This window comes from Embleya sp. NBC_00896, assembly GCF_045207785.1.
GTDB lineage: Bacteria > Actinomycetota > Actinomycetes > Streptomycetales > Streptomycetaceae > Embleya.
Genome location: NZ_CP108776.1, coordinates 3,714,445 through 3,727,207, shown reverse-complemented (window position 1 = coordinate 3,727,207; position 12,763 = coordinate 3,714,445). Strand labels below are relative to the sequence as shown.

10 protein-coding genes are annotated in these 12,763 nt (G+C 72.7%); 4 read left to right on the top strand and 6 right to left on the bottom strand.

Features of this window, described 5'->3' with window-relative positions:
- The first annotated feature begins 27 nt into the window (after positions 1-27).
- A complete protein-coding gene (locus OG928_RS16870; RefSeq protein ID WP_406284462.1) occupies positions 28-237 on the top strand; it encodes a heavy-metal-associated domain-containing protein in 210 nt (69 codons plus the stop codon).
- Between the two features lie 113 nt (positions 238-350).
- Complete coding sequence (locus tag OG928_RS16865) at positions 351-2,690, top strand: heavy metal translocating P-type ATPase (protein WP_406284460.1); 2,340 nt, start codon at positions 351-353, stop codon at positions 2,688-2,690.
- A 79-nt stretch (positions 2,691-2,769) separates the two neighbouring features.
- On the opposite strand, the gene OG928_RS16860 is transcribed toward OG928_RS16865, so the two are convergent.
- Positions 2,770-4,137, bottom strand: a complete 1,368-nt coding sequence (locus OG928_RS16860; RefSeq protein ID WP_406284458.1) for an MATE family efflux transporter — start codon at positions 4,135-4,137, stop codon at positions 2,770-2,772.
- A 422-nt stretch (positions 4,138-4,559) separates the two neighbouring features.
- Here OG928_RS16860 and dnaB point away from each other — a divergent pair, with 422 nt between their 5' ends.
- Together dnaB and OG928_RS16850 are read left to right on the top strand one after the other, a co-directional pair.
- Complete coding sequence (dnaB, locus tag OG928_RS16855; RefSeq protein WP_406284456.1) at positions 4,560-7,142, top strand: replicative DNA helicase; 2,583 nt, start codon at positions 4,560-4,562, stop codon at positions 7,140-7,142.
- A 2-nt stretch (positions 7,143-7,144) separates the two neighbouring features.
- The gene (locus OG928_RS16850; RefSeq protein ID WP_406284455.1) at positions 7,145-7,705 is read left to right on the top strand and encodes a MepB family protein; all 561 of its coding nucleotides are present in this window, start codon (positions 7,145-7,147) and stop codon (positions 7,703-7,705) included.
- 39 nt (positions 7,706-7,744) lie between these two features.
- On the opposite strand, the gene OG928_RS16845 is transcribed toward OG928_RS16850, so the two are convergent.
- The 5 genes from OG928_RS16845 to OG928_RS16825 form a co-directional block, all read right to left on the bottom strand.
- Positions 7,745-8,416, bottom strand: coding sequence for a hypothetical protein (locus tag OG928_RS16845; RefSeq protein ID WP_406284453.1), 672 nt, complete (start codon positions 8,414-8,416; stop codon positions 7,745-7,747).
- A gap of 124 nt (positions 8,417-8,540) precedes the next feature.
- On the bottom strand, positions 8,541-9,482 hold the full coding sequence (locus OG928_RS16840; protein ID WP_406284452.1) for an ABC transporter ATP-binding protein: 942 nt from the start codon (positions 9,480-9,482) through the stop codon (positions 8,541-8,543).
- 170 nt (positions 9,483-9,652) lie between these two features.
- The gene (locus tag OG928_RS16835; protein WP_406284450.1) at positions 9,653-10,153 is read right to left on the bottom strand and encodes a nuclear transport factor 2 family protein; all 501 of its coding nucleotides are present in this window, start codon (positions 10,151-10,153) and stop codon (positions 9,653-9,655) included.
- A 72-nt stretch (positions 10,154-10,225) separates the two neighbouring features.
- Positions 10,226-10,537 (bottom strand): response regulator transcription factor, encoded by a 312-nt coding sequence (locus tag OG928_RS16830; protein WP_406284448.1) that lies wholly within the window; start codon positions 10,535-10,537, stop codon positions 10,226-10,228.
- Positions 10,538-10,554: 17 nt separating this feature from the next.
- Positions 10,555-12,510 carry an AAA family ATPase gene (locus OG928_RS16825; protein ID WP_406284446.1) on the bottom strand — a complete coding sequence of 652 codons (1,956 nt, stop codon included), beginning with the start codon at positions 12,508-12,510 and terminating at the stop codon, positions 10,555-10,557.
- Positions 12,511-12,763: the final 253 nt, after the last annotated feature.

The window sequence follows — 12,763 nt, the reverse complement described above, 5'->3', positions numbered from 1 at the left end:
CCCCATGCCGACGAAAGGATCACCGTCATGAGCACCGCCACCTTCACCGTCAGCGGGATGACCTGCGGCCACTGCGTGTCGTCCGTCACCGAGGAGGTCTCCGAGGTGTCGGGCGTGACCGATGTCAAGGTCGAGCTGGCCTCGGGCCTGGTGACCGTGACGTCGGAGCGGCCCGTGGACGCCGACGCGGTGCGCGCGGCCGTCACCGAGGCGGGCTACGAGGTCGTCGGGGCGTGAGCCTTCGCCGTCCCGTCGGCGCGCCCGACGGGGCGGCCGCCTCCCCCGCACATCCCTGCAGACGAGGTACCCCTACCCGGTAGGGATACTTATAGTGGACCCGAGGAGCGGACATGAGCACCGAAACCCCGAAGATCGTCGAGACCGACGACCCGTCGGCCCGGATCGAACTCGAACTCGGCGGCATGACGTGCTCCTCGTGCGCCAACCGCATCGAGCGCAAGCTCAACCGGATCGACGGTGTGCGGGCGACGGTGAACTTCGCGCTGGAGAAGGCGACCGTGCACTACCGGGCCGGGGTCGGCAGCGACGACCTGGTCGCGGCGGTGGAGGCCGCCGGGTACACGGCGAAGCCGATCCGGGACGAGCCCGCCGCCGGAGCCGATCCGGCCGACGAGCCACCGGACGAACACGCGAGCGCGCTGCGTTCGCTGCGGGAGCGGCTCGTGATCAGCACGGCGCTGGCGATCCCGGTCATCGCGCTGTCGATGATCCCCGCGTTGCAGTTCCGGTTCTGGCAGTGGGCCGTGCTGATGCTCGCGGCCCCGGTCGTGGTGTGGGGCGGTTGGCCCTTCCACCAGGTCGCCGCGAAGAACGTCCGGCACGGCACGGCCACGATGGACACGCTGGTGTCGCTGGGCACGCTCGCCGCGTTCGGCTGGTCGCTGTACGCGCTGTTCGTCGCCGGTGCGGGCGAACCCGGGATGAAGATGGAGTTCTCCCTCACCGCCGGCACCGGCGGGCACGCGGAGATCTACCTCGAGGCCGCGTCCGGCGTGATCATGTTCCTGCTCGCCGGCCGCTACTTCGAGGCCAAGTCCAAGCGCAAGGCGGGCGCCGCGCTCAAGGCCCTGCTCGAACTGGGTGTGCGCGACGTGTCGGTGCTGCGCGCGGACGGCCGCGAGGAGCGGATCCCGGTCGGGCAGCTGACCGCGGGCACCCGGTTCGTGGTCCGGCCGGGCGAGAAGATCGCCACCGACGGCGTGGTCACCGACGGTTCGTCCGCGGTGGACGCGTCGATGCTCACCGGCGAGTCGGTGCCGGTCGAGGTCGGTCCCGGCGACGAGGTCACCGGGGCGACGCTGAACGCGGGCGGTCGGCTGGTCGTGCGGGCCACCCGGGTCGGCGCGGACACCCAACTCGCGCAGATGGCCCGGCTGGTGTCGGAGGCACAGACCGGCAAGGCCGAGGTACAGCGGCTCGCCGACCGCGTGTCCGGCGTGTTCGTGCCGGTCGTGATCGCGCTCGCGGTCGCCACGCTCGGGTTCTGGATCGGTACGGGCTCCGGCGCCGAGGCGGCGTTCACCGCCGCGGTGTCGGTCCTGGTGATCGCCTGCCCGTGCGCCCTGGGCCTGGCCACTCCGGTCGCGCTGCTCGTGGGTACCGGGCGGGGCGCCCAGCTCGGCGTCCTGATCAAGGGCCCCGAGGTGCTCGAATCGACCCGTCGCGTGGACACCGTCGTGCTGGACAAGACCGGCACGGTGACCACCGGCCGGATGTCGCTCGCCGCGGTCGTCCCGGTCGACGGCGGGGACGGCGCCGAGCTGCTGCGGATCGCCGGCGCGTTGGAGCACGCCAGTGAGCACCCGATCGCGAAGGCCATCGCCGGCGCGGCCGAGGACCGCTTCGGTCCGCTGCCCGCCGTGGAGGGCTTCACCAACCGCGAGGGCTTGGGCGTCGAGGGCGTGGTCGAGGGCCACGCGGTGGTCGCCGGGCGGCCGGCGCTGCTCGCCGACTGGGGGCTCGCGCTCCCGGCCGAACTGTCGGCCGCGTTGGACGAGGCGGAAGGGGCGGGGCGGACCGCGATCGCCGTCGCGTGGGACGGCGAGACGCGCGGCGTGCTGGTCACGTCCGACACGATCAAGGCCACCTCGGCCGAGGCCGTCGCCGGACTGCGGGCGCTCGGGCTGACGCCGGTGCTGCTCACCGGTGACAACGAGCGGGCGGCGAAGGCGGTGGCGGCCAAGGTCGGCATCGACGAGGTGATCGCCGGGGTGCTGCCGCAGGGCAAGGTCGACGCGGTCAAGGCGCTCCAGGCCCGGGGCAGGGTCGTCGCGATGGTCGGCGACGGGGTCAACGACGCGGCGGCGCTGGCGGTGGCCGACCTCGGGCTCGCGATGGGCACGGGCACGGACGCCGCGATCGAGGCGGCCGACCTGACCCTGGTCCGGGGCGACCTGACGGCGGCGGTGGACGCGATCCGGCTGTCCCGGTCGACGCTGCGGACGATCAAGTCGAACCTGTTCTGGGCGTTCGGCTACAACGTCGCGGCGATCCCGCTCGCGGTGGCCGGGCTGCTGAACCCGATGATCGCGGGGGCCGCGATGGCCTTCTCGTCGGTCTTCGTGGTCGGCAACTCGCTGCGGCTGCGGCGGTTCGCGTCGGTGGCACATGCGCCCGGCGTCGGCGGCGAGGCGGCCGGGGTCGAGCCGCGGGAGCTCGCGGCGCGCTGAGGTCCGGCCCGCGGCCGGACTGTCCTCGAACGCCGGACGGGCTGAAATCAGCCCGTCCGGCGTTCGAGGACGAAGCGCGTCAGCGCTTCCCGGTGACCAGCCACGCGTCACCGTGGGCGCGCAGGCCCAAGAGGATCACGCGGGTGAGCATGAAGGTGCCGATGGCCCACCACCACAGGGCGATCAGGCCGCCGCCGAGGGCCAGCACGGTGCCGAGCACCGCGCAGAACACGGCGAGCACGATCGGCATGGTGAGCGCGAGGTAGCGGCCGTCGCCGGCCCCGATCAGGACGCCGTCCAGGACGAACACCGCGCCCGCGAGCGGCTGGAGCACGGCGACCGCGATCAGGGTGGCGGCCAGCAGGTCCCGCACCGCCGCGTCCGAGGTGAACAGTGGGATGTACAGCGGGCGCGCGACGATCACCAGGACCGCGAACAGCCCGCCCGTCCACACCCCCCACACGAGCATCCGGCGCGTCGCCGCGCGGGCCCCGGCGGCGTCGCCCGCACCGAGCGCGCGGCCCACGATGGCCTGGGCCGCGATCGCGAGGGCGTCCATCGCGAACGCCAGGAACGTCCACACCTGCCACGCGACCTGGTGGGTCGCGATCGAGACGTCGCCCATCCGGGTGGCGGCCACGGTCGCGACCACCAGGATCGCGCGCAGGCTGACCGTCCGCACGAACAGCGGCACGCCGGCCGAGGCGGAGGCCCGGATGCCCACGAGGTCGGGCCGCAACGAGGCGCCGTGCGTGCGGGCGCCGCGGACCACGGTCACCAGGTAGGCCAGCGCCATCCCGGTCTGCGCGATCACCGTCCCCCACGCGGAGCCGGCGATGCCCCAGTGCAGGCCGTAGACGAACACGACGTTGAGCACGAGGTTCACGCCGAACCCGAGCACCGCGACCACGAGCGGGGTACGGGTGTTCTGCAGCCCGCGCAGCACGCCGGTGGCGGCGAGCACGACCAGCATCGCGGGGATGCCCAGCGAGCCGATCCGCAGGTACGTGACCGCGTGCGGCGTCGCGCTGTCGGACGCGCCGAACGCCGCGACGATCCACGGCGCGCCGACGAGCCCGACGCCCAGCAGCAGCACGCCCAGCAGCGCGGCGAGCCAGACGCCGTCCATGCCCTGGCGGATCGCGGCCCGCAGATCGCCCGCGCCCAGCAGCCGGGCGACCGCGGCGGTCGTCGCGTAGGCGAGGAAGACGCACAGGTTGACCAGGGTGGTCAGCATCGCGCCGGCGACGCCGAGGCCGGCGAGCTGCGGGGTGCCGAGGCGGCCGACGATCGCGGAGTCGACGAGCACGAACAGCGGTTCGGCGACGAGGGCGAAGAACGCCGGGACCGCCAGGCGCAGGATGTCCCGATCCTGGGCGCGGCCCGGGCGGCGTTCGCGCGCGGGGCGCGGCGGTTGCGGAGGGGTGGCGGGGACCGTGGTCGGCACGTCTCCACCGTAGTCATCCACAGGTAAGGGTCACAATGCACTCCTGGTCATTACCGCCGAGCGCGGGGCGTACGCGGGTGCACACGTGGGGCGATAGCCGCATGATTCGCCCAACAGTTTTTCACATACACAGCCGGTGGATAGAGAATCCGCAGGTCGGAGGCCATTTGAGAACACGGTTGCGAAGGGTTGACGGTCGACTGCGCACAGCTTGTGCACAGCTGGACCCACCCCTCTCCACAGGTTGTCCACAGTTATCCACAGGCCCTGTGTATGACCGTCTTGGAGGTCCCGGGGTCCACCCGTACGGTGAAGGGCCGCACGCCGCGTCGTGTGGCTGATCTGTCGGCCGTGTGGCGTATGAAGGACACGGTGCAAGCGGTGCGATCTCGCGCGAGCCTTTGTGAAAGGAGACCCCGGGCATGAGCGTCTCCGAGTTCGAAGAGGCCAGGCCCGAACCGGCCCGCGAAGGATTCGAGCGGACCCCGCCGCAGGACATCGCGGCCGAGCAGTCGGTCCTCGGCGGCATGATGTTGTCCAAGGACGCGATCGCCGACGTCGTGGAGAACCTCAAGCCGATCGACTTCTATCGGCCCGCCCACGAGCTCGTCTACAACGCGATCCTCGACCTCTACGCCCGCGGTGAACCGGCCGACGCGGTCACCGTCGCCGCCGAGCTGACCAAGCGCACCGAGATCGGCCGCGTCGGCGGCGCGCCCTACCTGCACACGCTGATCTCGTCGGTGCCCACCGCGGCCAACGCCGAGTACTACGCGCGCATCGTGCGCGAACAGGCGGTCCTGCGCCGGCTCGTCGAGGCGGGCACCCGCATCGTGCAGATGGGCTACGCGGCCGACGGCGAGGTCGACGACATCGTCAACAACGCCCAGGCCGAGGTCTACAAGGTCACCGAGCAGCGCACCACCGAGGACTACGCGCCGCTGGCCGACATCATGGAGGGCGCCCTCGACGAGATCGAGGCGATCGGCTCCCGCGGCGGCCAGATGTCCGGCATCCCCACCGGCTTCACCGACCTCGACTCCCTCACCAACGGCCTCCACTCCGGCCAGATGATCGTGATCGCGGCCCGTCCGGCGATGGGCAAGGCGTTGGCTCTGGACACGCCCCTGCCGACGCCGACCGGCTGGACCACGATGGCCCAGGTGCGCGTCGGCGATCTGCTCGTCGGCGCCGACGGAGCACCCACGCGCGTGGTAGCGGCGACCGAGGTGTTGACCGATCGGCCGTGCTACGAGGTGGAGTTCTCGGACGGCGCGGTGATCGTCGCGGACGGCAGCCACCAGTGGGTGACCGAGACCCGCGCCGAGCGCCGAGCGGTGCGTGACGAGAGCCCAGTCGTCGGGACGGTGCGCACCACCGAGGAGATCGCGGCCACCGTGCTCTGTGCGACGGCCGACCGGCGGTTGAACCACGCCGTCCGCGTGGCCGCGCCCGCGCAGTTCCCCGAGCGCGACCTGCTTTTGCCGCCTTATGTGCTGGGGGCCTGGTTGGGCGACGGGCACAGCGCGGGGAGCCGGTTCACCACGGCCGATCCCGAGATGATCGACAACATCGAGCGCGAGGGCATTCGCGTCGTCCCGAGCTCGAGTGCCATGGTGTACAACCTGCGGCTTCCGGAGCCGGCGGCTGTCGTGGAACGCGCGTGTGTCGTCTGCGGGAAGCCGTTCGTGCCGCGCACCTCGCAGGTGCGCTCGTGTGGCAAGTCCTGTGGTGGCAAGGCGAAGGCGGTTTCGGCGCCGGTCGGCGAGCCCGCGTGCCCCGACTGCGGCGGACCGTCGAGCGGATTGGTGCAGTGCCAGTCCTGTCGCGACCGACACGGCACGGTTCCCGCGATCCTGCGCACGCTCGGTGTCCTGAACGACAAGCACATTCCCGAGGCGTACCTGCGCGCGTCCGAACGGCAGCGGCGGGATCTGCTCGCCGGACTGCTGGACACCGACGGATACGTGAGCCCGAGCGGCACCGTGCAGTTCGCGGTGACCAATCGCCGGCTCGCCGAGGGCGCCCTCGAACTCGTGCTGAGCCTGGGCTATCGCGCGACGATGCGCACGAAGCCGGTCAAGGGCCGGAGCGCCGAGTCGTCGATCGGCTACCAGGTGAACTTCACGCCGGCGGAGAAGGTCTTTCGGCTGTCGCGCAAGATCGCCCGGCAGGGCACCCTGGCCTACCCGACCACCCGGCTGCGCTACGTCAGCGCGGTGCGGCGCATCGACTCGGTGCCGGTGCGGTGTGTGGAGGTGGACAACGAGGACCATCTGTATCTGGCCGGCCGCTCGTGGATCCCCACCCACAACTCGACCCTCGGTCTGGACATTGCACGCGCCTGTTCGATCAAGAACGGTCTTGCCAGTGTGATCTTCTCGCTGGAGATGGGGCGCAACGAGATCATGATGCGTCTGCTGTCGGCGGAGGCGCGGGTCGCGTTGCATCACATGCGGTCGGGCAGCATGACCGACGACGACTGGACCCGGTTGTCGCGCAAGATGGGTGAGGTCACGGCGGCGCCGATGTACATCGACGATTCGCCGAACCTGTCGATGATGGAGATCCGGGCCAAGTGCCGGCGGCTCAAGCAGAAGCACGATCTGCGTCTGGTGATCATCGACTACCTCCAGTTGATGCAGTCGGGCGGCTCGCGCCGGGCCGAGAACCGTCAGCAGGAGGTCTCCGAGATGTCGCGAAACCTCAAGCTCCTCGCGAAGGAACTCGAGGTCCCCGTCGTCGCGATGTCCCAGCTGAACCGTGGCCCCGAGCAGCGCACGGACAAGAAGCCGATGGTTTCCGACCTTCGTGAAAGTGGTTCGATCGAACAGGATGCCGATATGGTCATTCTGTTGCATCGTGAGGATGCCTACGAGAAGGAGTCCCCGCGGGCGGGTGAGGCCGACCTGATCGTGGCCAAGCACCGCAACGGGCCGACCGCGACGATCACCGTGGCCTTCCAGGGGCACTACTCGCGCTTCGTCGACATGGCGCAGAGCTGACGATGGCGACCATCGACGCCGGCGCGGCCGATGCCGACGCCGAGGCGTGGGCGGCCGCGGGGCGGGTGCAGGGGGAACTGCTCGCGGTGAAGGCGTCGGTGTACGACCCGTGCGGGTTCCGCTGTTCGCGGCCGGAGGCCGAGCCGGAGAGTGCCGACTACGGCGCCTACGCGTTCACCGTGGACGGTGCCCGCGTCCGGTTTCGGGTGGGCCGGACGACGCCGACGAAGGTCGGTCAGTTCGTGACCGTGTGGCAGCGGTCGGCCGAGGGGCCGATTCGGCCCTTCGACGCGGCGGATCCGGTGGATCTGTTCGTGATCGGCTCCCGGATGGGCGAGCACTTCGGGCAGTTCGTCTTTCCCCGTGCGGTGCTCCGCGCTCGCGGGGTCGTCTCCGTGGACGGTGTCGGCGGGAAGCGGGGATTCCGGGTCTATCCGCCGTGGGTGGTGACGGAGAACCGCCAGGCGCGTGCCGCGCAGGCCTGGCAGGTGGAGCACTTCCTGTCGATCCCGGCGGACGGGCCGATCGACACCGCGCGTTCGCGGGCGCTCTACCGCCCGTAGGGACCGCGGCACGGCCGCGGTCCCCGGAACGGGTGTGGGTCAGACGTCCCGCCGGTGCAGTGCCGCCCAGCCCGCGAGCTGGGCCACGACGGCCCACGCGGCCAGGGTCAGGCCGGCCGCGGCGTCGCCGTCGAGGAGGTCCATGCCGGCTCGGCCCGGCAGGTGGTCGGCGACCGATGTCGCGATCAGCATCGGCAGCGCGAGCATCAGGGTCAGTACGACGCTCAACGTCGCGACCGAGCTGCGCAGCACCGCGGCCAGGCCCACGGTCAGGATCGCGGTCAGCACCAGGTAGGCCGTGATCGCCCCGATGTCCCCGGCGACCGCGCGCGCCGACGTCACCCCGTGCGACCCGAGCGTCATCCGGCCGACCCCGACGCCGGCCACCGCGAGGACCAGGGCCAGCGGCGTGGTCACCGCGACCACCACCGCGGTCTTCGCGAACAGCACCCGGCCCCGGCTCGGGTCGGCGGCCAGCGTGGTGCGGATGGCGCCGTTGGCGAACTCGGCCGTCAACACCGCCATCGCGAGCGCGACGATCGCGAACTGCGCGAGCAGCACCGAGCCTGTCGCCGGATCGCCGACGGCCAGCGTCAGGCCGTCCTTGGTGTCCCCGGACTCCACGTCGTTGGCGAAGTCCATGCCCATGATCGCCGCGCTCACGCTCATCAGGAGCACCGCGGTCGCCGCCGCCCACCACGTGGACCGCACCGACCACAACTTGATCCACTCCGAGCCCATCGAACCGCGCAGCGCGATGTTCGAGCCGTATCCGCCGCCGGCGGTCCGACTCCCGGTCCGACTCCCGGTCCGACTCCCGGTCCGTGTCCCCGCCTCAGCCGGCCGCATACTCCACCGCCCCCTCCGTAAGTTCCATGTACGCCTGTTCCAGCGACGCCCGGCGCGGACTCAGCTCGTACAGCAGCACGCCGAGGCCGTGCGCGGCCCGGCCCACCTGCTCGATCGAGGTGCCCGAGAACGTGCGCGTGTCCCCGCCCGTGTCCACCTCCGTGTCCCCGTCCCCGCCCACCGCGCCGATCCGGGCGCCGGCGCCGACCAGGTGGTCGGTCAACGTCCGCAGCCCCACCGGATCCGGGCTGCGCACCACGACCGCCGCCGAGCCGGCCGCCCCGATCAGCTCGGCGATCGGCGCGTTCGCGATCAGCCGGCCCCGGCCGACCACCACGAGCCGGTCGGCCGTCTGCTCCATCTCGCTCATCAGGTGGCTGGAGACGAACACTGCCCGCCCCTCGGCCGCGAGCGAGCGGATCAGCTCGCGGATCCAGCGCACACCGTCCGGGTCGAGGCCGTTGACGGGTTCGTCCAGGACGAGTGCGCGCGGGTCGCCCAGCAGCGCGGTCGCGACGCCGAGCCGCTGGCTCATGCCGAGCGAGAACAGGCCCGCGCGGCGGTTCGCGACCTCGGTCAGCCCGACCAGGTCGAGCACCTCGTCCACCCGCCGGATCGGGATGTCGTGCGTTCGCGCCAACCCGCGCAGATGCGCCCGCGCGGTGCGGCCCGGATGTACCGCCTTGGCGTCGAGCAGCGCGCCGATCTCGCGCAGTGGTCGGTGCAGTTGCGCGTACGGTCGGCCGCCGATCGACGCGCGGCCCGACGTCGGCCGGTCCAGGCCGAGGATCATCCGCATCGTGGTCGACTTGCCCGCGCCGTTCGGTCCCAGGAAGCCGGTCACTTTGCCGCCTTCGATCTCCAGGCTCAGCTCGTCGACGGCGGTGTGCTCGCCGTAGCGTTTGGTCAGCCGGTCCAGCGTGATCATCGTGTCCCCTCGCCCTGATCCTCGCCGCGGTCCTCGACGTGGTCCTTCGAGTCCCTCGGATCCTTCGACCACGAGCCTGGCGGGCGCGAGGGGACGGGGGCATCGCACGTTCGACACCCCCACCCGCGACTTTCGTAAGGGGTGCGCCCGCGCCCGGCCGCCATCCGCGGCTACCCGCCGATCAGGACCTTCGGGTCGCCGGTGCGCCAGACGTTCTCGACGTACAGCCGGCGCATCGCCCACGCCGCCCCGGCCCGGACCAGGTCCACGGCGTAGCGGTTCTTCAGCAGCAGGTGTCGGCTGTGGTCGCCCTCGGGCAGGTGCTGGGCCTCGACGAGTGCGGTCAGCCGGGCCAGGTCGCCGGTGATCTCGATCCGCGCGTTGGTCACCGTGTGCGTGGTGTCGAGCCGGACGTCCGGGTTGAAGTGCACGGCGTCGATCGCCTCGATGCCGACCATCACCGGGATGTCCAAGCCGAGTTCGGCGGCGACGCGGCGGAAGTCGAACTCGGCGTCGGCGGTGAACGCGGACCGGAACAGGTCGCGGTCGCCGAGGTCGAAGCCCAGGCCGAAGCGCAGCAGAGCGTCCAGGATCTCCTCGCGGTCGCGCAGTTCGCGGACGGTCTCGTCGGCGGTGGTGGCGGCGAGTGCGGTGGGGCGGGTGACGAACATGTCGACTCCTTGCCGGCGGCGGTGGGGGCGGGGACGTGCTCCCCGCGTGCTTGCCTCCAGCGTCGGGTCGGGTCAGGGGTGAGTGGGGGTGGGCGAGGGGGTGATCGACGTTTCCCGGGGGGTGATCAGGTCGCGCCGGCCCGTGACGCCGAGCTTTCGGTAGATGTGGCGCGTGTGCGTCTTCATCGTGTTGACCGAGATGTACAGGTCCGCCGCGATCTCGCGCAGGGTGAGGTCGCTGCGCAGGTAGTGGACGATCGTCAGTTCGCGTTCGCTGAGCGGCTCGACGGCACCGGCGGCACCGAGGGCGGCACCGCGGCCGATCCCGAGCGAGCCGGCGGAGGGGCCGACGCCGCCGGCACCACCCGCGCGGGTGGCGGCCACCGCGTCGCGCAGGTTGGTCAGGCCGAGCGGGTTCGGGCACGCGGCGAGCAGCGCGTCGGCCGCCGCGAGTCGGGCGCGGCATCCGCGGTGTCGCCGCGGTCGGCCAGCGTCCGGGCCAGCAGCAGCGACGCGAACGCGGCCATCGAGTGGTCGGTGCCGAACCCGGGGGCGGCGTCGATCAGTTCGGCGAGCAGGGCCGGACCGTCCTCGTCGCGGTCCGCCGCCAGCGCCGCGCGCAGGATGACCGTCTCGGGTGCGGCCCGCGGCCGCGGGCGGGTCGGGCACTCGGCGAGGGCCCGGTCCACCTCGCCGGCCCGGTGCCGCGCGGTGGGCGCGTCGCCGCCGAGGTGCGCGGCGAGCCCGTACAGGCCGTGCAGGGTCACCCGCAGCGGCGCGGGCGCCGGCGGGTCGTGCCCCGTCTCGATCTCGGCCAACAGCCGTTCGCACTCGCCGAGTCGGCCGGCGAGCAGCAGCGTGCGCGCGACGGAGATCCGGACCTGGATCCACCCGATGCCCAGGGCGTGCGCGTCGCGGCCCAGGAAGGCCCGGCTCTGCCGCAGGGCGGTCACGAAGTCGCCCCGCTCCCGGGGCAGGCACAGCCGCCACGCGTCCTCGGCGCGCGCCTCCCGGTCGGCACCGGGCCGGCGCAGGCGCGCCCAGCGGTCGCGCTCGTCGAACCGGCCGAGCGTGCACCACAGATTGAGCCCGCGGTCGATCAGTCGGGGGCCGGCCGCGATCGCCTCGTCGGGCAGCGCGCCGAGCCACTGCTCCAGGGTGACCAGGCGCCCGGCCGCGAACCACTCGTCGAACAGGGTGTCGAGCAGGTCGAGGGCGAGCCGGTGGTCCCGGGCGAGCAGCGCGTGGTCGACGGCCTCCTCGGGGTGCCCGTCGAGCCGGTATCGACGGGCGGCGGCCCGGTGCAGCCGGCGCGCGCGTTCGGGATCGGTGCCGGCCAGCCGCAGGGCCAGCGATTGTCGGAACAGGCGTTGGTAGTGCAGTTCCCCGTCGGACGCGGCGAGGAAGAGCCCGTCCCGGCGCAGGCGGTCGACGAACCCGGCGGAGTCGGCTCGTTCGCGGACGGCGTCGGCGAGCGGGACGGTGAATCGGGTGAGGACGGCGGTGTCGAGGACGAACTCGCGCAGGTCCGGGTCCAGGGCGCGCCAGACGTGGTCGAGGAGGTAGTCGGTCAGCTCGGGGTCCCCGCGCCGGAGTTCGGCGACGAGCGCGCCCGGTTCGACGCCGGCGCGCAGTCGGACCGCGGCCAGGGTGAGCCCGCTCGCCCACCCGTCGGTGACCGCGACCAGTTCCTCGACGCGGTCGGGCCCGACGGCACGACCGTGGGCCTCGAACAGCCCGCGCGCCTCGTCCGCGTCGAAGCGCAGGTCGGCCCACGACACGCGGGCGAGCCGCCCGGCCGGTCCGAGCCGCTCGACCGGGACGGCCGGCCGACCGCGCGCGGCGATCACGAGGGTCAGCCGGTCGGCGCAGATCCTGGTGAGCAGGTCGAGCCGGTCGTGCACGTCCCGGTTCACGATGTGCTCGTACTCGTCCAGGACCAGGACGGGGCGCGCGTTCTGCTCGACGAGGCGGTCGGCGAGTGCGGCCACGTACTCGTCGCCGCCCGGTTCGACGTCGGCGGCGGGTGCCTCCAGGGCGGGGTCGCCGGTCGCCCACGCGAGCGCCGCGGCCACGTGCGGCCACAGGCGTTGCGGGTCGTTGTCCCGGTTGTCGACGGTGACCCAGGCCACGGGGCGGGTCTCGGCGGCGGCCCATTCGGTGAGCGCGACGGTCTTGCCGATGCCGCTCGGCCCGGTGACCAGGACGACGAACGAGCGGTCCACCGCGGCGCGCAGCAGGTCCAGGATCCGCGGTCGCGGGGCCAGTGGGGTGAGCGGTCGCGGCACCCGCAGCTTGGCGGCGACGAGCCGCCGGGCCTGCTCGGGGCCTCCTGGGTGGACCGCGACCTCCGCCATGGTCGCCACGATAGCCGGCCGGCACCCGGCGCGGCCGGTGGCGGAGGTGGGCCGAGATCGCATCGCCCGCCGGGACGCCCTCCGCCCCGGCGGGCGATGTCGTGCGTGGCCGGGCGCCGGCGGTCGGCGCCGGCGGTCGGCGCGACGGCCGACACCGAGCGCCCGGCGCCGGTGGTCGCCCGGCCGGGGGCCGGTCCGGAGTCCCTCCCCCCGGCGGACTCCGAACCGCTCCCTCCCCTGCGCGGCGGCCTCC